The organism is Streptomyces sp. CNS606, assembly GCF_000426325.1.
This window is the reverse complement of sequence record NZ_AUFD01000008.1, coordinates 148,177-175,134: the sequence shown is the minus strand read 5'-3', so window position 1 is coordinate 175,134 and position 26,958 is coordinate 148,177. Positions and strand designations below refer to the sequence as shown.

The following is a 26,958-nucleotide window of genomic DNA, read 5'->3' as shown; positions in this document are numbered from 1 at the left end:
GTGCAGCGTCCGGGGCGGAGGATGGCCGCTCGTGTCCCTCGATCTGCGCGCGCTGCTCCCCGACCTCTCGCCCTGGCGTTCCTCACGGGACTTCCGCGTGCTGTGGTGCTCGGGGGCCATCACGGTCTTCGGCAGCTTCCTCTCCTTCGTCGCGCTGCCCTTCCAGCTCAAGGAGCTGACCGGTTCGCCGGTCGCGGTGGGCGCTCTCGGCGTGGTCGAGCTGGTGCCGCTGATCGTCTTCGGCCTGTACGGCGGCGCGCTCGCCGATGCCGTGGACCGCCGGAAGGTCATCCTGTTCACCGAGTTCGCGCTCGGCCTCGTCGCACTGGGCCTGCTGCTGAACTCGCTGCTGCCCGAGCCGATGATCTGGCCGCTGTACGCCGCGGGTGCACTGACCAGCTCGCTGGTCGGCCTCCAGCGTCCGGCCCTGGACGCGATCGTTCCGCGCATCGTGCCGCACGAACAGCTCAGTGCCGCCGCCGCGCTCAACTCCCTGCGCTGGCAGATCGGCGGCGTCGCCGGACCCACCCTCGCCGGTCTGCTGATCGCCTACGCGGGCGTGGAGACGGCGTACGTACTGGACGCGCTCAGCTTCGCGGTGTCGTTCCTGCTCGGCCTGCGCCTGCGCCCCTCCCCCGCCGGGCACGACGCGGAGAAGCCGTCGCTGCGCGGCATCCTGGAGGGCGCGCGCTACGCCTGGAACCGCAAGGAACTGCTGGGCACGTACACGGTGGACATCGCCGCGATGCTGTTCGCGTTCCCCCTCGCCCTCTTCCCCTTCCTCGCGGACCGGCTCGACGCGGAATGGGCCCTGGGCATGATGTACGCGACGCTGCCGCTGGGCGGCATGCTGGTCAGCGCGACCAGCGGCTGGACGCGGAGGATCCACCGGCACGGCCGGATGGTCGCTCTCGCGGCGCTGCTGTGGGGAGCGGCGATGGCCGCCGCAGGCGCGGTGCAGAACATCTGGCTGGTCCTGCTGTTCCTCACCGTGGCCGGGGCGTTCGACATGGTCAGCGGCATCTTCCGGTCCACCCTGTGGAACCAGACCATCCCGGACGGGCTGCGCGGGCGGCTGGCCGGCATCGAGCTGCTGTCCTTCTCCGCCGGGCCGCAGCTCGGCCAGCTCCGCTCCGGCGGCATGGCCGCGCTCACCTCGGTGCGCACCTCGGTGTGGGGCGGCGGCCTGCTCTGCGTGGCGGCGGTCGGCGTCCTGATGCTGGCGCTGCCGAAGCTGATGTCCTACGACGCCCGCACCGACCCGCACGCCCGGGCCAAGCGGGAGGCCGCCGGGGCCGCACAGGCCGACACGACGCAGGCCGGCGGCGGGAACAGCGCCGCGACGGAGCCGGCCGCTCCCTGACCCCCTCGCCCGCCTCCCACAGCGCCCGCCCACCCGACCCCGGGCACAGAAGGTGCGACTCCGGACACGCAGGGTTCACCCGAACGGCGTCGCCCCGCAGGGAACGCCCACGTACGGTCGAAGCGTTGAGCGCTACGTGAACATGTGAGGACAATGCGTCACGACGGTGGAGGGGGACGGCCGTATGACACCGCACCATCACCGGGTCGCCGCCGCGTGCCTGCTCGTACTGACCGCCGTCGTTCTGCTGCTCACCGTCTTGCCGCACCCGCCGTCCTCCCCCGTGGACGACCCGGCCTCCGCGCACCGGGCCGCCGTCGCGGCGCGGGCCGTGCCGCAGCCGGAGCAGGCACCGGGCCACCCGCAGCGCCCCGACGCCCGGCGCCCGTCGGTTCCCGACGGCTGTCCCGCCGATCCGGTCGCGTGGACGTACCGCTCGAGCAGCGCACACTCCGCCACGGCCTGCGCCCGTGCCCCACTGGCCGCCGGCGCGGCGCCCCGCCCGGCCGCCGCCGTTCCCGCGGCGCACGAAACCCGGGCGGCGGGGACGCGGAGACCGGGCCCGGTGGCCCTCAGCCCCGCCGTGCTCCAGACCTTCCGCTGCTGACGGACCCACGCGCCGCCCCGCGAGTCCGCCGCCCCGCGACGTCCGTCCCGCGCGACGCCGCCGGTGCGACCCGTGCCGTGCCCGCGCGCACCGGCCGGCCCTCACGTCGACACGCCAGCACCGGAAAGGTCCCATGAGCGCCACCCTCCTCTCCTCCGCCCGGCGCACCCTGCGCACGGATCTCCCCTCCTCCCTCGTCGTCTTCCTCGTCGCCGTGCCGCTGTGCGTCGGCATCGCCGTGGCCTCGGGCGTACCAGCCGAGCTCGGCCTGGTCACCGGCATCGTCGGCGGGCTGCTCACCGGACTGCTGCCGGGGAGCAGCCTCCAGGTCAGCGGCCCCGCCGCCGGGCTCACCGTCCTGGTGTACGAGGCGGTGGGCGCGTACGGCCTGGCCACCCTCGGTCTGCTGGTGCTCGCCGCCGGCCTGCTCCAGGTCGCTCTCGGCGCGCTCCGCCTCGGACGCTGGTTCCGCGCCATCTCGGTGGCGGTGATCGAGGGCATGCTGGCCGGCATCGGGCTGGTGATCATCGCCGGCCAGCTCTACACCATGGCCGACCTCGATGCGCCCTCCTCGGGCCTGGCCAAGATCGCCGGGCTGCCCGGCCTCGCCGCCGACGTCCTCGGCTCGGCTCCTGCCCTGACCGCGTTCGCCGTCGGCACCGGCACCGTCGCGCTGATGCTGCTCTGGCAGCGCCTCCCCACCCGTGTCCGGAAGGTTCCCGGCGCGCTCGCCGCCGTCGCCCTGGCCACCGTCGTCACGACCACCTTCGGGCTCGGCATCGCGACCGTCGAGGTCAGCGGCCTGCTGGACGCCGTACAGCCCCCCGACCTCACCGGCCTGGGATCGGTGGTGGACGCCGGGATGATCGGGACCCTTCTGGCCTTCACGCTGATCGCCTCCGCCGAGAGCCTGTTCAGCGCCGCCGCCGTGGACCGGCTGCACGACGGCCCGCGTACCGACTTCGACAAGGAGCTGATGGCGCAGGGCGCCGGCAACACCGTGTGCGGTCTGCTCGGGGCCCTGCCCATGACGGCGGTCATCGTGCGCAGCGCGACCAACGTCCACGCGGGTGCGCGCACCAAAGCCTCGCGGGTGCTGCACGGCGTGTGGCTGCTGCTGTTCGCGGTGCTGTTCCCGGCCGCGCTGAGCATCATCCCGGTCGCGGCGCTGGCGGGCGTCCTGGTGCACGCGGGCTGCAAACTGCTGCCGGTGCGGCGTCTGGTGCCGCTGTGGCGCGAGCACCGGGGCGAGGCCGTCGTGCTCACGGCGACCGCGCTCGCGATCGTGGGGGTGGGCATGTTCGAGGGCGTGCTGGTCGGCCTGGCCCTGGCGGTCCTGAAGTCCGCCTGGGAGACCTCCCACACCCACCTGGAGGTCGACGACGCCGCGCCCGGCCCGGTGCGGGTCGCGCTGACCGGCAACGCCACCTTCCTGCGGCTGCCCCGCCTGCTGGCCGCCCTGGAGGCGCTGCCGAGCGACCGCCCGCTGGAACTGGACCTGTCGGGCGTCCGGCACCTGGACCAGGCGAGCCGGGCCGCGCTCACCGGCTGGGCCGAGCGGCACCACGAGGAGGGCGTCCCGCCGGTGCGGCTGACTCCGACCCCCTGAGGCACGGGCCGCCCGCGGGGCCCTTGCCCCGCGCCCGGCCGGGGTTTCCCGGCGCTCCGGCACTCCCGGGCGACGGAACGCCGGGAGCGCCGGGTACGCCGGTCCGTCAGGAGTCGGCGCCCTCGGGCCCCGCGTCGCCCTCCGCCGTCGAGCGGTCGCTCCAGCGGGGGTCGTTCTCCCACTTCACGTTGCGTTCCGCGGCCGTCTCCATGGCGTGCGCGGCCTCCTCGCGACTGGCGTACGGCCCCATGCGGTCCTTGCCCGGGCATTCCGGGCCCTCCTCGACCTTGCCGTGCTCCAGGCAGTAGAACCACTCGCCGGGACGGCCCGCGGACTTCTTCTTGAAGAGTGCCATGCAGTCATGCTGCCCCAGTCGCCGGCGGTCAGCCACGAGCGGGCTGGTTAGACTCGCGCACATGTCTGGCCAGCAGCTCCTCGTTCCCGGCACGCTCTCCCCGCAGCGGGCCGTGCCCTCCTCCATTCCGCGCCCCGAGTACGTGGGCAAGCCCTCGCCCGCGCCGTACACCGGCCCCGAGGTGCAGGACGCCGAGACGATCGAGCGGATGCGCACCGCCGGAGGCGTCGCCGCCCGGGCCATGGAGGAAGCGGCCCGGCACATCGCTCCCGGGGTGACCACCGACACCCTGGACGAGATCGCGCACGCCTACATGTGCGACCACGGCGCCTACCCCTCGACCCTGGGCTACCGGAAGTTCCCCAAGTCGCTGTGCACCTCGGTCAACGAGGTGATCTGCCACGGCATCCCGGACTCCACCGTGCTCCGCGACGGCGACATCGTGAATCTCGACGTGACGGCGTTCATCGGCGGCGTGCACGGCGACAACAACGCGACGTACCTGGTGGGCGACGTGGACGAGGAGTCCCGCCTGCTGGTGGAACGGACCCGCGAGGCGCTGAACCGCGCGATCAAGGCCGTCCGGCCGGGCCGGCAGATCAACATCATCGGCCGGGTCATCGAGTCCTACGCGCGCCGCTTCGGCTACGGCGTCGTCCGCGACTTCACCGGCCACGGCATCAACACCTCGTTCCACAGCGGTCTGATCGTCCCGCACTACGACGACGAGCGGGCCACGACCGTGATGAAACCCGGCATGACCTTCACCATCGAGCCGATGCTCACCCTCGGCACGTACGAGTGGGACATGTGGGAGGACGGCTGGACCGTGGTCACCAAGGACCGCAGGCGGACCGCGCAGTTCGAGCACACCCTGGTGGTCACCGACACCGGCGCGGACATCCTGACGCTGCCGTGATTGGCGCGTGGCCCGCCGGGGAAGAGTGACCTCGACACTTTCCGACAGGCTGTCGGGAAACCGCCGCCCGGGTGAGGCCCGGCGGCGGAGCCCCCGTCCCGGAGACCCGGAGGCCCCGCCCATGGCCGCGACCGACCTCACGTCCGGCACCACCCCTTTCTCCACGCTGATCCGCACCGCGTCGCAGGAGCAGCACACCGAGGCGGAGAACTCCGGCTTCATGGCCGACCTGCTCGGCGGGCGCCTCGGGGTCGCGGCCTACCGCCTCTACACCGAGCAGCTGTGGTTCGTCTACGGGGCGCTCGAGGCGGAGGCGCCCGGCCTGGCCGACGACCCGGTGGCCGGGCCGTTCGTCGACCCGGCGCTGTTCCGTCGCGACGCCCTGGTCCGCGACCTGGACCACCTGCACGGCGGTACGGGCTGGCAGGAGCGGGTACGGCCGCTGCCGGCGACGGCGGCGTACGCGGAACGTGTCGCCGAAGTCGGACGCACCTGGCCCGGCGGTTACGTGGCGCACCACTACACGCGCTACCTCGGCGACCTGTCCGGCGGGCAGGTGATCCGCGGCCGCGCGGAGCGCAACTGGGGACTGGCGCGCAAGGGCGACGGCGTGCGGTTCTACGTCTTCGAGGCCCTCGGCAACCCGGCCGAGTTCAAGCGGGGTTACCGGGAGCGGCTGGACGCGATCCCGGCGGACGACCTGGAGAAGCAGCGGATCGTGGACGAGTGCCGGCGCGCGTTCGCGCTGAACACCGCGGTCTTCGCCGACCTCCACGCCCGCGCCGCTTAGGGCCAGTCCTGTCCGCACAGCCGTTCCGCCCCGCGGGGCCCGGGGAGCTCCCCGGGCCCCGCCGCCGTCAGCAGTCGGTCAGCCGCGGACCCGGAGGACGCCGAGCCGCTGCGTGGCGCGGGTGAGCGCCACGTAACGGTCGTTGACCGCGAAGCGGTCCGGCTCGACGACCAGCACGGTGTCGAACTCCAGCCCCTTCGCCTGCCGCGCGTCCAGCAGCACGACCCTCCGCGTCAGGTCGAGCTGCTCGCCGTACGTCGCCTCCGGCAGCACCGCCGCCAGTGCGGCGTGCCGGTCGCGCGGCGCCACCACGGCGAGGCGCCCCTCGTCGTCCGGTGTCTGTGCGGCGACCGCTTCCGCGACGGCTCCGGGCAGCGCGTCCTCCGCGACCGTCCGTTCCCACGGCGGCACCCCGGTGGAGCGCACCGAGCGCGGCGGTTCGAAGTCCGGGTGGTCCGCGCGCCGCTGCTCCGCCGCGTAGTCCATGATCTCGGCCGGAGTGCGGTAGTTGACGCCCAGCCGGATGTGCTCCCAGCGGTCCCCGACGTACGGCTCGAGCGCCTCCCGCCAGCCGCGGGTCCCGGTGGAGCTCTGCGCCGGGTCGCCGACGAGCGTGAGGGACCGGGTCGGGCAGCGCCGCATCAGCAACCGCCAGGCCATCGGCGACAGCTCCTGCGCCTCGTCGACGACGATGTGCCCGAACGCCCAGGTGCGGTCGGCCGCGGCGCGTTCCGCGGCGGTGCGGTGGTCGGCCTCCTCCTGGCGTTCGGCCATCGTCTCCGCGTCCAGCACGTCCTGCACGCCGAGGACCTCGGAGTCCTCGTCGTCGACGTCCTCGAACTCGTAGGTCCGGGAGGCGTAGGCGACGTCCAGGACACCCTGGGCGTAGGCGACCTGCCGGCGCCGTTCGGCGGCCGCCGCGGCCTGCGCCGCGCGGTCGTCCTCGCCCAGCAGTTCGGCGGCCTCGTCCAGCAGCGGCACGTCGGCCGGCGTCCAGGCGGCCGTCAGCGGACGCCTTACGGCGCGGGCGTCGGTCCCGGAGAAGTGGCCCTCGGGGTCGGCGAGCAGCTCCGCCACCAGGCGCTGCGGGGTGAGTGAGGGCCACAGCGCGTCGACGGCGGCGTGCAGGCCGGGGTCGTCGTCGAGTTCGCTGCGGATCTGCGAGACGTCGCTCGGGTCCAGCAGGTTGGGCCCGCCGAAGGGGTCGGCACCGAGCCGCCCGGCGCGCTGGTCGGTGAGGGCGTTGAGGAGGTGGCCCTCGAAGTGCTCGCGGGCGACGTTGTGCGGGAGTCCGGTGGCGCGCGCCTTGTCGCGGGCGGCGCGTACCGTCTCACGGTCCAGGACGAGGACGTCGCCGTCGTGGTCGATCTCCAGGACCGGATCGGGGAGCGCCTGGCGGTCGCGTACCGCGCGGGCGATCACCTCGGCGGTTCCGGCACGGCCCTTGACCTCGGCGGCCTCCTCGGTGTCGGTTCCGGTCGCCGTGACGCCGGGGAACAGCTCGCCCACGGTCGACAGCAGCACACCGGTCTCGCCCAGCGAGGGCAGCACCTCGCCGATGTAACCGAGGAAGGCCGGGTTGGGGCCGACGATCAGCACGGCGCGGCGGGCCAGCAGTTCGCGGTACTCGTAGAGCAGGTAGGCGGCCCGGTGCAGGGCGACGGCGGTCTTGCCGGTGCCGGGTCCGCCCTCGACGACGCGGACCCCGCGGTGCGGGGCGCGGATGATCCGGTCCTGCTCGGCCTGGATGGTCTGCACGATGTCGTGCATGCGTCCGGTGCGTGCGGCGTCGAGTGCCGCGAGCAGCACGGCGTCGGCGTCGTGCGACTCGTGGCCGGTGCGCTCGGTGTCGTCGAGGTCGAGGATCTCGTCGTGGAGTCCGGTGACCTCGCGGCCGGAGGTGGCCAGGTGCCGGCGGCGGCGCAGGCCCATGGGGGCGTGGCCGGTGGCGAGGTAGAACGGGCGGGCGACGGGCGCGCGCCAGTCGATGAGGACGGGGGTCCGGTCGGCGTCGTCCTCGCGGACGCCGACCCGGCCGATGTGGTGGTGGCCGCCGTCGCGGAGGTCGATGCGGCCGAAGCACAGGCCGGAGTCGACCGCGTCGAGGGCGGCCAGCAGGTGGGACTGCTCGTGGACGGTGATGTCGCGTTCCAGCCGGGCCTGCTGTCCGGTGCCGGTGTCCCCGAGGGAGTGCCGCACGGTGGACTCGGCCCGGCCGCGCAGGGCGTCGACGCGGTCGTACAGGCCGGCGACGAATCGTTGTTCTTTTCGCAGTTCCGCGTCCGCGGCGAGTTCCGCGTCCGCCTGGTTCTCCCCGTGTACCGGTGCCCCGTTTGACAATGCCACTCCTCGCACGCTAAAGTGTGTTCTACAAGGCCCTTCGCGGGCCTTTTCTGTTGTGACGACAGAACCACTCAATATACGCGGGAAAGGGCCCTCGCCTCAAGCGAGGGCCCTTGTCCTTTCCGGGTCCTTCCGGGCGGTTCCGCGGTTCCCACGAAGCGGCGCCGGAGCGAGGAGGCGGTCAGACCTTCCCCATGACTCCCGGGAAGTCGTCGGGACCGGCGTCGAATCCGCGCAGCCGGTGGCGGAATTCCCAGCCGCTCTCACTCTCCGGCCGGACGAATTCGGCGACGGTCGCGGCGGTGTTGCCGCCGAGGGTCCCCAGGTCGTGCACGGCGAGTTCGTCGTAGCCCCGGAAGATCCCGACTTCGGCGTTCTGGACGCTCCCGAAGGGCTTGCGGCCGTCGTTCTGCTGTATGGCGACGCCCACCACGACGCGCGTGTACGCCTCCGCCATCCGGTCGAGTTCCAGCTTCATGGCCTCGTCGGTGCCGAAGCCCTGACCGGTGCGGCTGTCGCGGGTGAGGGTGATCGTGCCGTCCGGGGAACGGCTGTCGAAGTGGACGAGGTACGCCGTCCCGCCGTCCGCGTCGTAGACGGCGGCCACCAGGTCGAGGTCGTTGTCCGGCTCCCCCATCGGGCTCGGATCCCACCGCAACCGCACCTCGACCGTGCCGAGTCCCTTGTTCAGTCCGCTGCCGGACACATCGGTTCCGCTGCTGGATTCGCTCACCGCACACCTTCCCCCGAGCCGTACGGGCGGGCGGTTCCCGCCTCGGTATCCACTGTAAGGGGGACGGGCGGGCCGAGGTGACGCCGTATCAGCCGATCTCCGGAGGCCCGGCCCGCCGTCCGGTGCGACGCGGACCACAGCTCCGGCTCTGCATCCACTCCGGCGTGCGGGGCACACGAACGCGTGTGCGGTGCCTGCACGTGCCGCCACGTTCCGTACCCCGACCAGCGACCAGGAGACGCCCGTGACCACCACCGAGCCGGAGACGACCGTGCACCAACGGCAGCAGCGCCTTCGGCGGCGGCTGGAACGGCTCATCGGCATCGCCGCCACGGAGGGCAACTCCGTCCGCCCGCTGCTCAACGGCGACCGCATCTTCCCGGCCATGCTGGAGGCGATCGGTTCCGCCCGGCACACGGTCGACATGATGACGTTCGTCTACTGGAAGGGCGACGTCGCCCACCGCTTCGCCGAAGCGCTCGCGGACCGGGCGCGGAACGGCGTCCGGGTGCGCCTGCTGCTCGACGGGTTCGGCAGCAGACTCATCGAGAAGGACCAGCTCACGCGGATGCGGCGGGCCGGGGTCGAGGTCGTGTGGTTCCGGAAGCCGCTGTGGATCTCCCCGCTCAAGCAGAACCACCGCTGCCACCGCAAGGTGCTGGTCGTCGACGAGCGGGTGGCCTTCACCGGCGGCGTGGGCATCGCGGAGGAGTGGTGCGGCGACGCCCGGGACGCGACGGAATGGCGCGACACCCACGCCGAGATACGGGGGCCGGCCGTCGACGGCGTCGCCGCGGCGTTCGCCCAGAACTGGGCCGAGGCGCACGACGAGCTGTTCGACTCCCGGGACCGCTTCCTCGACCAGGAGTCGGAGGGCGACGCCGTCGTGCAGGTGGTCCGCGGGTCGGCGAGCTTCGGCTGGCAGGACATGCAGACGCTGATGCGCGTGGTGCTGGAGTCGGCGGAGGAGCGCATCCGGCTGTCCACGGCCTACTTCGCTCCCGACGCGTTCTTCGTCGACCTGCTGTGCGGCGCGTCCCGGCGCGGCGTCGAGGTGGACATCCTCCTGCCGGGCCCGCACACGGACAAGCGGGTCTGCCTGCTGGCCGGCCAGCAGCACTACGAGGCGCTGCTCGGCTGCGGGGTGCGGATCTGGCAGTACCAGCCGACGATGATGCACGCCAAGACCGTCACCGTCGACGGATTCGCGTCGCTGATCGGCTCGACCAACTTCAACCGGCGCTCCCTCGACCACGACGAGGAGGTCATGCTCACCGTCCTCGACCGCGAACTGACCGCCGAACTCGACCGGCACTTCGAGGCCGACCTCGAGGTGAGCACCCTCATGCAGCACACCCGCTGGCTGCGGCGTCCGGTCCACCAGCGGCTCAAGGAGGCCGCCGTACGACCGCTGCACCGCTTCCTCTGAAGCGCGGGAGGTCCCGGGAGGTCGCGGGAGTAGTCCACCGGTTCAGGGGCACAGGAGAGATGACAGCGGGCGAAAGCCGCGGAAGGGGAGGGAACATGACGGGGTACAGCGCGAAGACGTCCGCTTCGGACGGCAAGGGCCTGGCCGTCGGCGGCCTGGTGTGCGGCGTCGTCGGGGTGTTCTTCGGCAGTCTGATCCTGGGGCCGGTCGCCCTGATCCTCGGCCTCGTGGCGCACCGCAAGGCGGCGTCGGGCATGGCCAAGGCCGCGATCGTCCTCGGCGTCGTGGACATCGTCATCGCGATCGTCGCGATCGCCGTCCTCAGCTCCAGCGGCTTCACCTGGTAGCCGTCCCCACCCGGCGCACACCCTCCCCCGGACACGCCGGTCCGGCCGCGACCCCTGGGCGGCCGGACCGGCGTTCCGCCGTTCAGAGGTGGAAGCGGTCCGGGTCCGCGGCCTTCCAGTCGGCGGCCCACGCCTCCGGAGGACTCTCCAGCAGCTCACCCGGGGCGAGGCGCGGGTACAGCTCGGCGCTCGACGTGATGGTCACCGGGTCCACGCGCCGGTGCAGCATGTCGGGGCGCAGGTCGCGCGGGTCGGCGACGCCCATGGACGCCATGATGCGCTGGGCGCTGTGCACGGTCGCCCGGTGGAAGCGGTGCACGCGTTCGGCCTTGTCCGGAACGTGCAGCGCGCGGGCCCGCCTGGGGTCCTGGGTGGCGACGCCCACCGGGCAGGTGTTGGCGTGGCAGCGCTGCGCCTGGATGCAGCCGACGGCGAACATCATGGCGCGGGCCGCGTTCGTGTAGTCGGCTCCCTGGATCAGGCGCTTGACGATGTCCGCGCCGGTGGCGACCTTGCCGGAGGCGCCGATCCGGACGCGGTCCCGGAGGCCGGCGCCGACGAGCGCGTTGTGCACGATCAACAGCCCTTCGGTGAGCGGGTAGCCGATGTGGTCGGCGAACTCCGGAGGCGCCGCGCCGGTGCCTCCTTCGGCGCCGTCCACCACGATGAAGTCGGGAGTGACGTTCTCCTCGGCCATGGCCTTGCACACGGCCAGGAACTCGCGCCGCGAGCCGACGCACAGCTTGAACCCGGTGGGCTTCCCGCCGGCCAGTTCGCGCATCCTCCCGATGAAGCGCACCAGTTCACGGGGCGTGGCGTACACCCGGTGGTACGGCGGGGAGACGACCGTCTCGCGCTTGGGGACCCCGCGGACGCGGGCGATCTCGGCGTTGACCTTCTCCCCGGGCAGCACGCCCCCGATGCCGGGCTTCGCCCCCTGGGAGACCTTCAGCAGCACACACCGCACGGTGTCCAGCGCGGCTTTCTCGCGGAACTGCTCCTGGTCAAAGTCCCCGTCGGCCGTCCGGCAGCCGAAGTAGCCTGTGCCCACCTCCCAGATCAGGTCGCCGCCGTACGTCAGGTGGTGTTCCGAGACGGCGCCCTCGCCGGTGTCGTGGGCGAACCCCCCGGCCGCGGCGCCCTTGTTCAGCGCCCGGACGGCATTGCCGGACAGCGAGCCGAAGCTCATCGCCGAGACGTTGAGCAGCGACATGTCGTACGGCCGCGTGCAGCCGGGACCGCCGACGCGCACGGTGGGCGGGGTCTGCGGGACCGGGCAAGGAGCCATGGAGGGCACCAGGTACTCGTGGCCGTCCTCGTACATCGCCAGTTCGGTGCCGAAGGGGTCCTCGGAGGACGTGCCCTTGGCCCGCTGGTACACGAGGCTGCGGACGTCGCGGTCGAACGGGCGGCCGTTGTAGTCGTGCTCGATGAAGTACTGCTGGATCTCGGGACGGATGCTCTCCATCAGGAACCGCAGGTGCCCCAGCACCGGATAGTTCCGCAGCACCGAGTGCCTGGTCTGCGCGAGGTCGTGGACGGCTGTGGCGGCCAGGACCGACAGCGGCGCGGCGGGCAGCCACCACCACGGTGAGATTGCGCCGGCCAGCACGGCCGACGTGACGGCGACGAGGACGAGCAGTCCGGCCAGGACGAATCTGAGCATGGGTTCCCTGTGCCCGAGCCCCTCCGGCCGTACTCGCCGTGCCCGGCGCCGCCGGGGCCTGATATCCGTGCGGATCGCGGCGAAGGTCCGCGAACGAGGAGGCGAACGGCAACCGCGAACAGAGCCGCGCGATTTCGGACATGAACGAGAAAATGAAGCGAACGCCAGAGAAACGGCGCTGATATGACTTAAGGTCTCTGCCGTTGTGCCGTATCGGCGTGCCGCCTCCTGGGGAGTGGGCGGCTCGCCCTGCAGATTCGGTTCCAGGGTGGGGGGTTCATGCAGCGTGACGCCGTGGGTCTGTCCGGAGGCGGACGGCCCGTGACGGGTTCGGCCGTGCTTCGGGCCGGGCGCCGAAGAGCCATGCGGAGCCGGGAGCGGCAGAAGGCACCGTGGTACGTGCCGGCCGCCCTGGCGACGGACGTCACGGGGACCGCGCTGCCGGTCCTCTTCGTGTTCGGTGCCACCGGTCAGCCGCATCCCTTCGCCGCCGCCTTCACCGCGGCCGCGGTGTGGGTGGGCGTGCAGGCCGTGTACCGGCGCTACGGGCAGGAGTCGCTGGGCGAGTCCCGGGGCTTCCTGTCCACCCTGCACGACTGGCTGACCCTGCTCGGGCTGCTGGCCGTGCTGCGGGTGTTCACCGCGGAGGACTCGGCCCCCGGCGTGGCGTTGCTCGCCCTGGCCCCGGCCCCGTTGCTGACCAGCCTGTGCCGGGCGGTCACCCACCGGCACCTGAAGGCCGAGCGGCGGGAGGCGCACGCGGTGCGCCGGGCGCTGGTCGTCGGCGAGGCCGGGCCCGTGGACCGCGTGGTGGAACAGCTCGCCGCCGGCACCGACCACGCCTACGTGGTGATCGGCGCGGTGACCGTGGGCGCGGGCGGCCCGACCGCCCTGCGCAGCGGCGTGCCGCAGGCCGGACGGCTGCCGGAGGGGACCGCTGCGCCTGCGGCGGACCCGGCGCAGGCGCCGGACGACGGCACGACCGTGCTGGCGGCCGCCCGCCGCCACCGCGCCGAGCTGGTGCTGGTGGTACCGGGCGCGGCGCTCACCGGCGACCGGCTGCGGCGGCTTTCCTGGTCCGTGCAGGACGCGGGTCTCCCGCTGGTCGTCGCGTCCGGGCTGACCGAGGTGGCGCTGCGCCGCGTACGGCTCGCCACCGTGGCCGGACTGAACCTGCTGCACGTGGCGCCGCCCGTGCGGCGCGGCCCCCAGCTGGCGCTGAAGAGCGTGCTGGACCGGGTCGGCGCGGCGCTCGGACTGCTGGTGCTGGCCCCGCTGTTCGCGCTGACGGCTGCCGCCGTGCGGCTGGACTCGCCGGGGCCGGTGCTCTACCGGCAGACCCGGATCGGGCACGACGGGGCGCCGTTCACGATGTGGAAGTTCCGCTCGATGGTCGTCGACGCCGACCGGCTCCGGCTGACACTGGCCGCCGCCGACGAGCAGGACGGGCCCACGTTCAAGATCCGCCGCGACCCGCGCATCACCCGCACGGGCCGGGTGCTGCGCCGCACCTCGCTGGACGAGTTGCCGCAGCTGGTGAACGTGCTGCGCGGCGAGATGTCGCTGGTCGGCCCCCGGCCGCCGCTGCCGGAGGAGGTGGCGGCGTACGACGCGGTGGAGTCGCGACGGCTCGGGGTGAAGCCCGGGATGACCGGCCCCTGGCAGGTCGGCGGGCGCTCGGACCTGTCCTGGGACGAGAGCCTCGCCCTGGACCTGCGCTACGCCGACAACTGGTCGCTGACCACGGATCTGGACGTGCTGGCCCGTACGTTCCGCGCCGTCGTCGACGGACGCGGAGCGTACTAGGTGGCGGGGCGGGAGCCGGCCGTGGTGGAGCGGATGCCAGGGCCCGGACAGGACCTAGACGAGGAAGGCCGGGCGGTCCGTCTCCTCCGCCCGGCCGAGACGGTCGAGCCACCAGCGGTAGGTGTCCCGGATGCCGTCGGCCAGCGGGATCTGCGGCGTGAAGCCCAGCGCCCGCAGCCGGGACACGTCGAGCAGCTTGCGCGGTGTGCCGTCGGGGCGGGAGGTGTCGAAGGCGATGCGGCCCTCGAAGCCGACGACGTCCCGGACGGTCTCGGCGAGTTCGCGGATCGTCAGGTCCTCTCCGCAGCCGACGTTGACCGGCGCGTCGTCGTCGTAGGTCCGCAGCAGCAGCGAGCAGGCCGCAGCCAGGTCGTCGACGTGCAGGAATTCGCGCCGCGGGGTACCGCTGCCCCACAGCACGACCTCGTCCCGGCCCTCGGCGCGCGCCTCGTGGAAGCGGCGGATCAGCGCGGGCAGCACGTGCGAGGTCTCCAGGTCGAAGTTGTCGCCCGGCCCGTACAGGTTGGTGGGCATCGCCGAGATGTACGACGCCCCGAACTGGCGGCGGTAGCCGCGGATCTGTGCGATGCCGGCGATCTTGGCGAGGGCGTAGGGCTCGTTGGTCGGCTCCAGCGGACCGGTCAGCAGTGCGTCCTCGGAGATGGGCTGCGGCGCGTGCTTGGGGTAGATGCAGGACGAGCCGAGGAACAGCAGCCGGGGCACCCCGGCGGCGTGCGCACCGGCGACGACGCTGAGCTGGATGCGCAGGTTGTCCTCCAGGAAGGGCACCGGCTGCCGCTGGTTCGCCATGATGCCGCCGACCTTCGCCGCCGCCAGGACGACCGCGTCCGGCCGGACGTCGTGCAGGTGGCGCTCCGTCCGTTCGGCGTCGCGCAGGTCCAGTTCCGTGCGGTCACGGGTGAGCACCTCGTGACCCTCGGCGGCGAGGCGGCGGGCGACGGCGGAGCCGACCAGGCCGCGGTGCCCGGCGACGAAGATCCGGGCGGGGGCCGGCAGCAGCGGTATCGAAGGCGTCATGAACCGGATTCTGCCAGTGGCTGACCCGGCCATGCGGTGTTTACGCGCAATCGCTCCACATATGCCCACATTGTCACACTTGTCATGTTCTTTGACCGGCCAGGGGGTTGTCGATGACCAAGAGCGCACTCATCACCGGGGTCACCGGCCAGGACGGCTCGTACCTGGCGGAGCTGCTGCTGTCGAAGGGCTACACGGTGCACGGGCTGCTGCGCCGCTCGTCGTCCTTCAACACCGCGCGGCTGGACCACTTCTACCAGGACCCGCACGAGGCCGAGCGGCGGCTGATACTGCACCACGCGGACCTGACCGACGGCGTCGCGCTGGTGAACCTGCTGCGCGACCTGCGGCCCGACGAGGTGTACAACCTCGGCGCCCAGTCGCACGTGCGCGTCTCCTTCGACGCCCCGCTGTACACCGGTGACGTCACCGGCATGGGTACCGTGCGGCTGCTGGAGTCCATCCGCGCCAGCGGCATCGACACCCGCATCTACCAGGCGTCCTCCTCCGAGATGTTCGGGTCCGCTCCCCCGCCGCAGAACGAGGGCACCCCCTTCCACCCGCGCAGCCCGTACGGCTGTGCGAAGGTCTTCGGCTACTGGTCGACCGTCAACTACCGCGAGGCGTACGAACTCTTCGCGGTGAACGGCATCCTGTTCAACCACGAGTCGCCGCGCCGCGGTGAGACCTTCGTGACCCGGAAGATCACCCGCGCGGTGGCCCGCATCCGTGCGGGGCTCCAGAAGGAACTGTTCCTGGGCAACCTCGACGCCGTGCGCGACTGGGGCTACGCCCCGGAGTACGTCGAGGCGATGTGGCGGATGCTCCAGCACGACACCCCCGACGACTACGTCGTCGCCACCGGCGAGGCGGCCTCGGTGCGCGACTTCCTCGGCGCCGCGTTCGGCGCGGCCGGCATGGACTGGGAGGAGTACGTGCGCTTCGACGCCAAGTACGAACGGCCGACCGAGGTGGACGCGCTGATCGGCGACGCCTCCAAGGCCGAGAAGGTGCTGGGCTGGAAGCCGCGGGTGCGCTGGCCGGAGCTGGCCCGCGTGATGGTCGAGGCCGACATCGGCGCGCTGGAGGCGGAGCTCTCCGGCGAGACGGTCCGCATCGACCGCTGACCCCGCCCCACGGGCCCCTCCCGGGCCCCGCAGACCACCGGTGCCGCCCGGCACCGGCAGTACCACCGGAACCACTTGAACAACGGAACCACCGGAACCACCGGGGCCACCCGGAACCGTGAGAACGAGGTGCAAGCGATGGGCAGTACGAGCAAGACCGGGCGTCGCCGGCGCAGAGCCGGCGCACTCGCCGCGGTACTGGCGCTGACCGCGGCGTCCTGGACGGGCGCACAGGTCACCGGCGCCCCGGAGGCGGAGGCCGTCACCCCGCCGGTCGCCTTCACCGCCGACGACCTGCCGACGTGGCAGACCAACGGCGTGGTCTGGGCACTCGCCCAGGCGGGCGGCGTGGTCTACGCGGGCGGCACCTTCTCCGCCGTCCGCCCGCCGGGCGCGGCGCCGGGCACCGACGAGACGGGAGCGCTCAACTTCGTCGCGCTCAACGCCGCGACCGGCGCCCCGGTCCAGGGCTGCGACCTGTCGTTCACCGTCGGCAGCGGCACGGCGACCGTGCGGGCGCTCGCCGTCTCTCCGGACGGTTCGACGCTGTACGCCGGCGGCAGGTTCGGGGCCGTCAACGGCACCTCGGTCAGCAACCTCGCCGCGGTGAACCTGGACGACTGCTCGGTCCGTACGGGCTTCAAGGTCGGGGTGTCCGCCACCGTGCGGGCGCTGGGCGTCACGGAGGACACCGTCTACCTCGGCGGCGACTTCACCTCGGTGGAGAACAACAGCCGCGGCTACTTCGCGGCGGTCGGCACGGACGGTGCGCTCAAACCCTGGAACCCGCAGGCCGACAGCGGGGTGGGACGCGCGCTGGAGGTCACACCCGACGGCGAGAACGTCGTCATCGGCGGCGACTTCTTCTACGTCCGCGACCGCTATTCGCACGCCCTCGCCGTCGTCGACGCCGACAGCGGCGCACTGACCCGGCGGTACGGCGGGAACTTCATCGACGACAACTCGGTCGTCAAGGGCCTCACCACCGACGCCACCGGCGTCTACACCGCCAACGAGGGCACCGGCGGCGGCGTCTTCGACGGCCGCATCGCGCTCGACCTGGACGACTTCGGCCAGCGCTGGCGCGACACCTGCCTCGGTGCCACACAGGACGTCGTGGTGCACGACGAGGTGCTCTACAGCGCCTCGCACGCGCACAACTGCCGCAGCATGGGGCAGTTCCCCGAGCTGCACGAGCGTCAGCACCTGCTGGCCGAGTCGGTGCACGACCCGACTCCGCTGCTCAGCTGGTTCCCCGACACCGACGACGGTCCGTCCGGCACCGAGCAGATCGGTCCGCGCGCGATGGTGGTGTCCGCCCGCGGCGGCACGGACTACATGTGGGTCGGCGGCGAGTTCACCCGCATCGTCACCCACGGCAACATGCGGCAGCAGGGCCTCGTCCGGTTCGCGACCGGACCGGACACCGGCGCGCCCACGGTGCCCGACGAGGTCGGCGCGGCGAACGTCTCCGACGGCGTGCGGGTGAGCTGGCGGGCCTCGACCGACGAGGACGACAGCGCGCTGACGTACAAGGTCTACCGGAACGGCTCCAGCGAACCGGTGCACACCCTGACCGCCGACTCGGTGTTCTGGGACCGGCCGACGCTCCGCTTCACCGACACCGAGGTGGACAGCGGCACGACCTACAGCTACCGGATCACGGCGAGCGACGCGGGCGGCGCCAACACCAGCCAGGCGTCCCAGAGCGCCACGGTGACGACACCGGGCACCCCCTCGCAGATCACTCTGGAGGTTCCCGCCGAGGCCGACACCTACGTGAACGGCTCCGCGGGGTCCGCCAACTACGGCGGACACCAGCAGCTCGCGGTGCGCGGCACCTCCGCGTACCAGTCCTACCTGCGGTTCGACCTTCCCGACGCTCCGGCCGGCATGACGCTGACCGGCGCCACGCTCACCCTCACCACCAGCGGCGACTCCTACGCCGCGTCCGCGGACGACCACACCGTCGTGCCGGTCACGGGCAGCTGGTCCGAGGGCGGCACCACGTGGTCGACCAGACCCTCGCTGGGAAGCACGGTGCTCGGCACCCTGAAGGCCCCGTCGGCGCTCCAGACCGGCTACCCCGTCACGCTCGACCCGGCAGGGGTCGCCGGCTCGCTGGACGGCCCGCTGAACGTGGCGGTGACCAGCCAGGGCACCGACAGCCTGTGGGTGTGGGCCCACGAGGCCGGGGAGAACCGCAGCCCGAAGCTCAGCCTCACCTTCGAGGCGCCGTGAGGGCCCGCACCCTCCGGAACGCCGCGGCGGCCGTCGTCCTGACGGCCGCCGTGGCGGTCGCCGGAACCGGATGCGGCAGCGGCGAGGACCCCGCACCGGACCGCGGGCCCGCGCCGGGGGCCGCGAGCCCGTCGCCGGACGCCTCCGCGGCCGGTCCGGGCGACGGCGAGCCGACCCGTGAGAAGCGTGAGAAGGAGGGGAAGGGCGGGGCCGCGGAGCAGCCGACGGTGCCGAAGGCGGAACTGACCCCGGCCACCGGAAGCTTCACGGAGAAACAGAAGGAGTACCTGGTCGAACGGGTGCCCGAGGGCTACGAGCCGGCCGCCGTGCTGGAGGCCGGGCAAGCCGCCTGCCAGCGCATCGGACGCACCGCGAAGGTCGATCGGAAGGCGGCCGTCGGCGCGCTGCGGTCCGGCGAGATCGCCGACGCGAAGGACGCCGTCCTGCACCTGTGCCCGAAGCACAAGCCCCTGCTCCAGGCCGCCGGCCTGCTCGACTGAGGAGAGAGAACCGCGTGCGCAAGCTGCCCATCGTCGTCGCGATACCCACCCGGAACGAGGCGGAGAACATCACGGCGGCCGTCCGGTCCGTCGTGGACCACTTCGAGGCCGTCGTCGTGGTCGACTCGGACAGCACCGACGACACCCGCGCCCTCGCCAAGGCGGCGGGGGCGGAGGTCGTCTCCTACACCTGGGACGGGAAGTACCCCAAGAAGAAGCAGTGGTGCCTGGACCACGTCCGCCCCGGGACCGACTGGATGCTGTTCGTCGACGGCGACGAGAGAGTCGGGCCCGAACTGCTCGCCGAACTGCGGCGGATCTTCGACGTCCCGCCGGGCATGACGGTGCGTCCGGCCGCGTTCGACATCCCGCTGGGCTACTGGTTCGCCGGGCGGCGGCTGCGGCACGGCTACACCATCGTCAAGCGCGCCCTGCTGGACCGCACCCGGGCCCGCTTCCCGGAGCCGGACGACCTGCGGGCGCCCGGCATGGGCGAACAGGAGGGCCACTACCAGCCGTTGGCCGACCCGGTGGTGCGGCTGAAGGGAACCATCGAGCACGAGGACCTGGACCCGGTGCGCACCTGGTTCGACCGGCACAACCGGTATGCCGACTGGGAGGCCTGGCTGGAGCACCACCCCGAGGTGCGGGAGCAGATCCGGAAGGCCAAGACCCGGCAGGGGCAGGTGTTCCACCGGGCGCCGTTCAAGCCGCTGGTCTCGTTCGGCTACGCCTACCTGGTCAAGCGCGGCTTCCTGGACGGCCGGGCCGGCCTGGACTACGCGCTGGCCATGAGCTTCTACCGGTGGCAGATCGGGCTCAAGACCCGCGAGTACGGGTGGCTCGCAGACCGCCCGGACGCGCCGCGATGACCCGCTCGTAGATCTCCTGGAGGGTGTCCACGACACCTTCGAGGGTGAAGCTGTCCCCGATCAGCCGGTGGGCCGCCGCCGACGCCTCGGCGTTGGCGGCGGGGTCCAGCAGCTCCAGCACCGCCTGGCCGACGCGCTCGCCGTTGTCCGCGTCGGGACGGCTGTCGACCAGCCGTCCGGCGCCGGCCGCGCCGACGTCCGGGGAGAGTCCTCCGGTGCGGGTGACGACCACCGGCAGCCCCACCGACATCGCCTCCAGCACCGACACCGCGAACGGCTCCACGATCGCGGGCAGCACGTACACGTCCGACGCGCGCAGCCGGGCCATGACGGCGTCGTGGTCCAGCGGCCCCACGTAGTCCAGCGCGTGGCCGACACCGAGCGACCGGGCCAGCGCGAGCATGTCGTCGGCCATGGCGCCGGTGTCGGGGCCCGCCAGCACGAAGCGCGTGTCGGGGTACTTGGCCAGCACGGTGGGGATCGCGGAGACGAAGTCCTGCGGCCGCTTCCGCTCCTGCACCCGCGCGAGGTAGAGGACGGTGGGCGGCCGCCCGTCCCGCTCCGGCCGGCGCTGCTGCGGTTCGACGCCGTTCACCAGCCGGTACGCGGGCGCCATCGGCTCGGGCGCCACGACGGCGGCGGTGTCCCGGCGCTCCTGCTCCGTGAGGTGGAGCACGGCGTCGGCCTTCTTCAGGACCCTGCGCAGCCCGAGCACGTCGACCAGCTGCGCCGCGCGCTTCTCGGTCGGGTCGATCATCCCGTGCGTCTGGAGGACCAGCGGACGGCCGCACTGCAGCGCCGCCAGCGCGTAGGGCAGCGTGACCAGGTCCCGCATCAGATGGACGTGCACCACGTCCGCGGAGCGCACCAGACGGCGGGCGTCGGCCAGCAGGGACGGCGAGGTGATCCCGCTGACCTCGAAACGCGGCAGCACGTGCCGCGCCTGGTACAGCCGGGCCGGCACACCGTCCACCTCACGCGGCATCTCACCGTCGAACCCGTCGCCCAGCGCGACCATCGCCGCCTGCACCCCGCGGGCGCGCAGCCCCCGGGACAGGTTGAGCGCCACTCGCGTCGGACCGCCGAAGTCGTGCGTGGGCGTGTGCAGCGTGACGACATGCAGAACCCGCAACGTCTCTCCCCTCCCCTGCGCACCCTCCCCATGGCGCGCGAAATCCGGATCAGCTTAGCTTCGACCCGCGTTGTCCGGGTGCCGATCGCTACACTGCGGGAGGATCGGGGAGTTTTCGGGGGGCTCGGGGAAGTCGTCGGACTCCGGGCTTTCGGGGTTTCGGGGTTTCCGGCTGTCGGGGAGCGAGGGGGACGCATGGCGGTCGACGTACGGCCCGGCGCCGCGGTCCCCGCTCCCACCACCGCACCCGACGCGGGCCCGCGCGCGGCCCTGTCCCGGGCGCTGGCCGTGCCCTTCGCGCTCGGCCTGGTCGCCGTACTGCCCGGCTGGGTGGCGACCCAGCCCGGCCCCGGCGCGCACGACGAGGCGTTCTGGCTCCAGCTCACCGTCTGCGTCTACGCCGGCGCCCGGCTGACCGCGATGGTGCTGTCCGCGCGGCGCCGCCTCGTGCAGGGCTCCTTCTGGCTCTTCGTCTACATCGCGATGGGCATCGCCCCGCTCGCCCAGACGGTGCTGGACCGGGTGCCGACACCGGTGGTGGGCCCGCGTTCGGACACCGTCCTGGCCATCGCCCTGGTCCTGGTGGGCGTCGTCGCCTTCGACGTGGGGGCGCTGCTGGCCCGGCACCGGCCCTCGGTGCGCCGCGTCGTGCCCCGGGCCGCGGCCTCGGTGCACCGCCCCCGGCTGTACGTGTTCGTGGTGTTCTCCTGGGCGGCGAGCGCCCTGATGGTCATGCGGCTGGGCGGCCTCGGCGTGTTCTTCAGCAGCCGGCAGGAGATCAGCGAGAGCGTCGCCGGTGCCCTCGGGCCGGCCGCGGGCGCGGCGGCCGTGTCGCAGGCGGGTTCGGCGTTCCTGCGCGGCTTCGGAACCGTTCCGGCGCTGCTCGCGCTGCTGCTGCTCACACGCTGGCTGGTGACCTCGCGGACCGCCCGCCGCCGGCCGCTCGTCCCCCTGCTGTGGGTGGTGACGCTCGGCGTGAACGCCGTGGTCAACAACCCGATCTCCAACCCGCGTTACTGGTTCCTGACCGTCCTCTTCGCGCTCCTGTTCACGGCGTTCCCCCGCAGCCCCGTGATGTACCGCAGCGCGCTCGCGCTGGGTGCGGTGGTGGCGCTCGTGGTGTTCCCCTTCGCCGACCGCTTCCGGTACGCCGAGGACAGCGGCCCGGCCCGGGAGACCGAGTCGGTGCTGGTGCCGCTGACCCTCAAGGACTACGACCAGGTCGGGATGATCGCGAACACCGTCTCGTTCGCGGACGCCGGTACCGGCCACACCTACGGCCGGCAGCTCTCCGGGACGCTGCTGTTCTTCGTACCGCGCTCGGTGTGGAGCGGCAAGCCGGAGGACTCGGGCGTGCGCGTCGGCGAGTGGATGGGCATGAACAACACCAACCTGTCGTCCCCGTTGTGGGCCGAACTGTGGCTGGACTTCGGCCCGTTCGGCATGGCGCTCGGCTTCGTCGGAGTGGGCTACGCCGCCTCCCGTGCGGACCGCCGGTACGTGTCGCAGACGCTGGACGACCCCCGTCCGGGCCACGTGATGGCCGTGGTGATCCCGCTCGTCGCCGGGTACGGCTTCATCCTGCTGCGCGGCCCGCTGCTCCAGGCGAGCGGCCGCGTCGCGATCGCCGTGCTGTGCCTGGCCCTGGTCACGACCTTCCGGCCGGATCCGCGGCGGATGCTGCGCTGACGCCGGAGGCGTGTCCGTCCCACGTACGCACCACGGCCGCCGTACGCAGCCAGCCGGCCGCCGCCTTGGCCGCCGAACCGGCGCACAGCCCCCAGGCCGCGCCGAGTACGCCGCCGAGCGCGTACCCGGCCAGCAGGCAGCACACCGAGACCGAGGAGAAGACGACCTGCAGCAGCAGGGTGGTGCGCGGCCGCAGCACGCGCAGGGCGAGCAACGCGCAGGTGCCCAGCGCCATCGCGGCGTACTGGCTGCCGGTGGCGGACAGCAGCGCGGACGACGCGTCCCAGGTGTCGCCGAGCAGCATGCGCCCCGCGCCGTCCGGCAGCAGCGCCAGCACGACGGCCCACGCCCCGGCGACGGCGGCCAGTACGCCGCCGGTGACCGCCGCCGTACGGGCCTTGCGCGCGGGGCTCACCAGCCGGTTCAGCAGGGGTGGGCCGAAGCCGGTGGCGGCGTTGAACAGCACGTTGAGCGGGCCGAAGAGCGTGGTGGCGCCGCGCAGGGCGCCGACCGCGAGCGGCGTGGCCAGCAGGCCGAGTCCGATGACGGCGAGCTGGGTGCCGGCATTGCCGACGGAGAACTCGACGGCGAAGCGGCGCCCCAGGTGGCCGCGGCGCAGCAGGCGTCGCGGCTCGGTGGCGGCCTGCCGCACGCGCGGCGCGAGCAGCAGCAGCCCGGCGACCAGGGCGGGCAGCGCGGACAGCCCCCAGACGGCCACCAGCCGCGCGGGGGACGCCTGGTGGGGCTGCACGGCGAGCACCGGAACGGCCACGGCGAGGCGCAGCAGGTCGGCGACGAGGGCCCGCCCGGGGAGGTGGAGCGCGGAGAAGGCGTAGCGGAGGGCGTCCTGGGTGAGCACCACGGGCAGCACGAGCGCGAGCGCCAGCATGCCGTCCGTGAGCCGCTGCCCGTACCCGTCGACGCCGCCGCCCGCGCCGGCGCCCGCGGTGAGCGGCCACAGCACGAGGGCCGCGCAGGCGGCGAGGACCGCCGCGGCGGAGGCGGTGAAGGCGACGGCGGAGCGGCAGGCGGTGCGCACGGCGCGGGTCTCCCCGCGTTCCAGGACCAGTGCCTGCCCCACGTAGGCGGAGGACAGGCCGAGCAGCACCGCGAAGACCGTGTAGACCACGGAGAACACGGCGAATCCGGCGGCCGTCGACTGCCGGGCGGCCACGACGAGGACGGCGATGTTGGTCAGCGCCGCCACGCCCTGGTCGGCGACCGAGCAGAGCACGGCGCCGCGCGCGGTGGGCCGCCGCCCGTCGGGCGCCTCGCTCACCTGTGCGGCGCGCCGTCTTCGATGTCGGCGCGGTCGACGATCCGGAGCCCCACCGTGTCCACGCCGACCTCCCGTGCGTCCACCGGCTCACGGCGCTGCCGCTCCGCTTCGCGGGCGCCCGCGCGGTCCCACTCCCTGGTCACCGAGGAAGCGTCGGACGTGGTGCGGCCGCTGCGGGAGCTCGTCTCCGGAGCCGGCTGCCTGCGCGGAGCGCGGCCCTTCGTCTCCCGCGCCGCGCCGCCCTCGGAGTGCAGCACGGCGCCGAGCAGCACACCGCCGGCCCCGACGACGAGTTCGCGCACCCGGTCCAGGTCGTCGCGCCGCACCTCGCGTGGATCGCAGACCACGAGGACGGCGTCGACCCGGTCGGTGAGCGCGATGGCGTCGGCGTAGGACAGCACGGCCGGGGCGAGGACGACGAGGACCGAGTTGCGGGCCTCGGCCCGGCTGATCAGACGGGTCGCGGACGAGGAGGTGAGGGCGCGGGGCACGTTCCGCACCCGGCGGCCCGGCACCAGGTCGAACACGCCGGACTCCCCGGCGTCGATCGGCACCCGGCGGCCGGCGGGCCAGTCGCCGACCTCGTCGTCCGCCGACTCGGCCCAGCCGGGCCGCATCCCGTCGGCGTGGTGCAGCTGGTCGCGCAGCACCGGCGTCCGCAGGTTCGCCTCGATGAGCAGCGCGTCCCTGCCCATCTCGGCGAACGCCGCGGCGAGGTTGACGGACGCCGCCAGGACGCTGTCGATGCCGCCGCGCGGCGCCACGACCAGCAGCCGCCGTCGCTGCGCGAACGTCTCGTCGTAGGCGAGGCGGAAGGCCACCGAGCGGTACTCCTCGGCGAGCCGGCCCTCGGCGAGCAGCGGCTCCGGCTGGCCGCGCCGCTGCTTGGGCAGGACGCCCAGGACGGGGGCGCGCAGGGCGCGGACGACGTCACCGGGGGACCGTACGGTCGGGTCGAAGACCAGCCGGACCCAGGCGGCCAGCAGGCCGAGCCCCACTCCGACGAAGGCGCCGAGCACGAGGAGGAGCACCAGGCCGGGCCCGGAGGGCGCCTCGGGCGCGGTCGCCTCGGACACGACCCGGCCGGGTGTGGTGTCGAGCGCCTCCAGCTGGCTGATCCGGCTGTTGATGTCCGCGATCTGGCCGACGAAGGAGGTGTGGGAGGAGACGACGGAGTCGTAGCCCTCGCCGCCGCCCACGGTGTCCAGTTCGGCGGCCAGCCGGTCCCGTTCCTCCACCAGCGGCTTCCGCTGCTCCTTGTACGAGCCGATCATGTGCTCGATGCGGTCGGCGGTCTCCTGCTGCCGGAAATCGAGATAGGCGCGCGCGAAGGCGTTGGCGCGCTTCGCGGCCTCGACGGGCGACTCGGCCGTGTACGCGAAGCGGAGCACCGCGGTGTTGGGCGGGTTGGTGACCTGAAGGTCCCGCGCCAGGTTCTCCGCCCGGCCGGTGGGCAGCCCGAGGTCCCGGGCGGCCTGCCGCGAGACGACCCGGCTGAGCGCCGTGCGGCGCTCGGAGCCCATGCTCACCTCCCCGTCGGTGCCGAGCTCCTGCATGGCCTGGGTGCTGGGTCGCAGGGCGACCTCGTTGGAGGCCGTGTAGGAGTCGCCGCGGGAGAGGGCCAGTGCGAGCCCGGCGAGCACGCCGAGCACCACACCCACGGTGATCAGCGTGCGGTAGCGCAGCAGCTGCCGGAACTGCTCCCGCAGGAGGTCGGGTTCGTCGTGGGCCTGCACGACCCGGCCCGACGCGTCGCCCGGTGCGCCCTCTCTCACAGCAGTGCCTCCCTCTCCCGGGCCGCCGCCCGGCCCTCACCGGCCGTCAGCGCCTCGTCGAGCAGTTCGGTCATGCGGCGCAGGCCCGCCGCCCGGCTCAGCCGCGCGGACACGTACGCCGGGCCGCGTGCGCCGACCGCGGCCGCCGCCTCGGCGTCGGACGCGACGTCGCGGACGGCGCGGAGCAGCGCCGCCGGGTCCTCCGGGGGCACCAGCTCGCCCGCTCCGGAGCGGAGCACCTCCTCGGCGGTGCCGCCGCCCGCCGCGACGGAGGCGACGACGGGGCGGCCCGCGGCGAAGTAGGAGGTCAGCTTGGAGGGGACGCTCATGTCGAGCACGGACGCCCGCTGGGTGACGGCGAGGACGTCGGCCGCGGCCAGCACGTCGGGGAAGGCGTCCTCCTCGGCGGGCGGGCGGAACTCCACGTTCGGCAGCCCGGCCGCGCACGCGCGCAGGCGGGCGTGCTGGTTGCCGTCGCCCATGAGGACGAACAGCACCTCGGGTGCCTCGCGGGCCGCCTCCACCAGCACCTCCAGGCCCTGCTTGAGGCCCATGTTGCCGGAGTGCAGCACGACGGTGCGGTCCTCGGGCCAGCCGAGGGCCCTCCGGGTCTCGCGCCGGGACGCCCTGGGCGCCGCGACGTGCGACCAGTTGGGCACCAGCCGCACGCGGTCGCGGGGCACGCCCGCGGCGGCCACCCGTTCGACGAAGGACTCGTGGATGACGCCGACCAGCGTCGCGCCGCTGAGCACGTGCCGTTCGACGGCCGCCGCGACGGTCGCCGCCCGGTCGCCGCCGCGGATGCCGCTCTGCGCGGCGGCGGCGCCCATCAGGTCCTGCACCACGGGCACGAAGGGCACGCCCTGCCGGCGGGCGAAACGTGCGGCCAGCACGCCGCCGGCCAGGCTGGGCAGTTGGGCGACGACGGCGTCCGGGCGGGGCATGCGCGGCGGGAGGAGAGCCCCGTGCGCGAGGATCGACGCCTCGTACAGCGCGCGCCGCACGGCGGTCTGCCGGGGCGGCACGGTGTGCCGGCGCCGGTGCACGCGGACGCCGTTCCGCCTCTCCGTGCGGGCCCAGGCACTCCGGTAGGCCGGGTCGGTGCGCCAGGCGGGGTAGTGCGGCATGCCGGCCAGCACGTGCACCTCCGCGCCCTCGGCGGCCCAGTGCTCGGCGGTCTGCGTGGCGTAGGGGCCGATGCCGGCCTGTTCCGGAGCGTAGTTGGTGGACACCAGCAGCACTCTTCGGCCTGCGAACGCTCCCGGCGCACCCGTCGACGCGGACATACGCGTACCCCTCCCCCTCGATGTGTCCGCCGCGTGACGCGGCGCCCCCGAT

General features: G+C 73.3%; 22 protein-coding genes. 13 read left to right on the top strand and 9 right to left on the bottom strand.

The features are described from left to right. Window positions 1-31: 31 nt before the first annotated feature. The 3 genes from K304_RS0105900 (at window position 32) to K304_RS0105890 (ending at window position 3,579) form a co-directional block, all read left to right on the top strand. Complete coding sequence (locus K304_RS0105900) at window positions 32-1,363, top strand: MFS transporter (RefSeq protein ID WP_027762991.1); 1,332 nt, start codon at window positions 32-34, stop codon at window positions 1,361-1,363. A 184-nt stretch (window positions 1,364-1,547) separates the two neighbouring features. After that, window positions 1,548-1,970 (top strand): hypothetical protein, encoded by a 423-nt coding sequence (locus K304_RS0105895; RefSeq protein WP_027762990.1) that lies wholly within the window; start codon window positions 1,548-1,550, stop codon window positions 1,968-1,970. A gap of 133 nt (window positions 1,971-2,103) precedes the next feature. Then, a complete protein-coding gene (locus K304_RS0105890) occupies window positions 2,104-3,579 on the top strand; it encodes a SulP family inorganic anion transporter (protein WP_051307942.1) in 1,476 nt (491 codons plus the stop codon). A gap of 106 nt (window positions 3,580-3,685) precedes the next feature. On the opposite strand, the gene K304_RS0105885 is transcribed toward K304_RS0105890, so the two are convergent. After that, window positions 3,686-3,934, bottom strand: a complete 249-nt coding sequence (locus tag K304_RS0105885; protein WP_027762988.1) for a hypothetical protein — start codon at window positions 3,932-3,934, stop codon at window positions 3,686-3,688. 61 nt (window positions 3,935-3,995) lie between these two features. Between K304_RS0105885 and map the strand changes: the two genes are divergently transcribed. Both map and K304_RS0105875 read left to right on the top strand, forming a co-directional pair. Continuing rightward, complete coding sequence (map, locus tag K304_RS0105880; protein WP_027762987.1) at window positions 3,996-4,853, top strand: type I methionyl aminopeptidase; 858 nt, start codon at window positions 3,996-3,998, stop codon at window positions 4,851-4,853. Between the two features lie 121 nt (window positions 4,854-4,974). Then, window positions 4,975-5,643 carry a biliverdin-producing heme oxygenase gene (locus tag K304_RS0105875; protein WP_027762986.1) on the top strand — a complete coding sequence of 223 codons (669 nt, stop codon included), beginning with the start codon at window positions 4,975-4,977 and terminating at the stop codon, window positions 5,641-5,643. 78 nt (window positions 5,644-5,721) lie between these two features. Here K304_RS0105875 and K304_RS0105870 read toward each other — a convergent pair whose 3' ends face one another. Further along, a complete protein-coding gene (locus tag K304_RS0105870) occupies window positions 5,722-7,917 on the bottom strand; it encodes a UvrD-helicase domain-containing protein (RefSeq protein WP_027762985.1) in 2,196 nt (731 codons plus the stop codon). 250 nt (window positions 7,918-8,167) lie between these two features. Next, complete coding sequence (locus K304_RS33885) at window positions 8,168-8,719, bottom strand: TerD family protein (protein ID WP_486591585.1); 552 nt, start codon at window positions 8,717-8,719, stop codon at window positions 8,168-8,170. A 244-nt stretch (window positions 8,720-8,963) separates the two neighbouring features. On the opposite strand from K304_RS33885, the gene K304_RS0105860 reads away from it, so the two are divergent. After that, the gene (locus K304_RS0105860; RefSeq protein ID WP_027762983.1) at window positions 8,964-10,148 is read left to right on the top strand and encodes a cardiolipin synthase B; all 1,185 of its coding nucleotides are present in this window, start codon (window positions 8,964-8,966) and stop codon (window positions 10,146-10,148) included. A 95-nt stretch (window positions 10,149-10,243) separates the two neighbouring features. Beyond that, entirely contained in the window at window positions 10,244-10,495 is a 252-nt protein-coding gene (locus K304_RS0105855) for a DUF4190 domain-containing protein (protein ID WP_027762982.1), read from the top strand. An 82-nt stretch (window positions 10,496-10,577) separates the two neighbouring features. On the opposite strand, the gene K304_RS0105850 is transcribed toward K304_RS0105855, so the two are convergent. Next, window positions 10,578-12,161: an FMN-binding glutamate synthase family protein gene (locus K304_RS0105850; RefSeq protein WP_027762981.1), complete on the bottom strand. Its 1,584-nt coding sequence runs from the start codon at window positions 12,159-12,161 to the stop codon at window positions 10,578-10,580. A gap of 363 nt (window positions 12,162-12,524) precedes the next feature. Between K304_RS0105850 and K304_RS0105845 the strand changes: the two genes are divergently transcribed. Then, entirely contained in the window at window positions 12,525-13,967 is a 1,443-nt protein-coding gene (locus K304_RS0105845; RefSeq protein ID WP_051307940.1) for a sugar transferase, read from the top strand. A 54-nt stretch (window positions 13,968-14,021) separates the two neighbouring features. On the opposite strand, the gene K304_RS27520 is transcribed toward K304_RS0105845, so the two are convergent. After that, the gene (locus tag K304_RS27520) at window positions 14,022-15,005 is read right to left on the bottom strand and encodes a GDP-L-fucose synthase family protein (RefSeq protein WP_051307938.1); all 984 of its coding nucleotides are present in this window, start codon (window positions 15,003-15,005) and stop codon (window positions 14,022-14,024) included. A gap of 113 nt (window positions 15,006-15,118) precedes the next feature. Between K304_RS27520 and gmd the strand changes: the two genes are divergently transcribed. The 4 genes from gmd to K304_RS27510 all read left to right on the top strand — a co-directional run bounded on the left by gmd (window position 15,119) and on the right by K304_RS27510 (window position 19,745). Beyond that, window positions 15,119-16,132 carry a GDP-mannose 4,6-dehydratase gene (gmd, locus tag K304_RS0105835; RefSeq protein WP_027762979.1) on the top strand — a complete coding sequence of 338 codons (1,014 nt, stop codon included), beginning with the start codon at window positions 15,119-15,121 and terminating at the stop codon, window positions 16,130-16,132. 138 nt (window positions 16,133-16,270) lie between these two features. Then, window positions 16,271-18,373, top strand: a complete 2,103-nt coding sequence (locus K304_RS0105830) for a CBM96 family carbohydrate-binding protein (RefSeq protein WP_037789330.1) — start codon at window positions 16,271-16,273, stop codon at window positions 18,371-18,373. Then, window positions 18,370-18,873 (top strand): hypothetical protein, encoded by a 504-nt coding sequence (locus K304_RS27515; RefSeq protein ID WP_037789329.1) that lies wholly within the window; start codon window positions 18,370-18,372, stop codon window positions 18,871-18,873. The genes K304_RS0105830 and K304_RS27515 overlap by 4 nt, the downstream gene beginning before the upstream one ends. 14 nt (window positions 18,874-18,887) lie before the next feature. Then, a complete protein-coding gene (locus K304_RS27510; RefSeq protein ID WP_037789327.1) occupies window positions 18,888-19,745 on the top strand; it encodes a glycosyltransferase family 2 protein in 858 nt (285 codons plus the stop codon). Here the strand turns inward: K304_RS27510 and K304_RS0105815 are convergent. Further along, a complete protein-coding gene (locus K304_RS0105815) occupies window positions 19,693-20,877 on the bottom strand; it encodes a glycosyltransferase (RefSeq protein WP_027762977.1) in 1,185 nt (394 codons plus the stop codon). The genes K304_RS27510 and K304_RS0105815 overlap by 53 nt on opposite strands. A gap of 195 nt (window positions 20,878-21,072) precedes the next feature. Here K304_RS0105815 and K304_RS0105810 point away from each other — a divergent pair, with 195 nt between their 5' ends. Beyond that, complete coding sequence (locus K304_RS0105810) at window positions 21,073-22,566, top strand: O-antigen polymerase (RefSeq protein ID WP_027762976.1); 1,494 nt, start codon at window positions 21,073-21,075, stop codon at window positions 22,564-22,566. On the opposite strand, the gene K304_RS0105805 is transcribed toward K304_RS0105810, so the two are convergent. Genes K304_RS0105805 through K304_RS27500 form a run of 3 tightly spaced genes read right to left on the bottom strand, consistent with a single transcriptional unit; the run spans window position 22,526 to window position 26,906 of the window. Continuing rightward, on the bottom strand, window positions 22,526-23,845 hold the full coding sequence (locus tag K304_RS0105805; protein ID WP_037789325.1) for an MATE family efflux transporter: 1,320 nt from the start codon (window positions 23,843-23,845) through the stop codon (window positions 22,526-22,528). The two genes, K304_RS0105810 and K304_RS0105805, sit on opposite strands and share 41 nt — an antisense overlap. Further along, window positions 23,842-25,620 carry a lipopolysaccharide biosynthesis protein gene (locus tag K304_RS27505; protein ID WP_486591584.1) on the bottom strand — a complete coding sequence of 593 codons (1,779 nt, stop codon included), beginning with the start codon at window positions 25,618-25,620 and terminating at the stop codon, window positions 23,842-23,844. The genes K304_RS0105805 and K304_RS27505 overlap by 4 nt, the downstream gene beginning before the upstream one ends. Next, the gene (locus tag K304_RS27500; RefSeq protein ID WP_078528612.1) at window positions 25,617-26,906 is read right to left on the bottom strand and encodes a glycosyltransferase; all 1,290 of its coding nucleotides are present in this window, start codon (window positions 26,904-26,906) and stop codon (window positions 25,617-25,619) included. The genes K304_RS27505 and K304_RS27500 overlap by 4 nt, the downstream gene beginning before the upstream one ends. Window positions 26,907-26,958 lie beyond the last annotated feature (52 nt).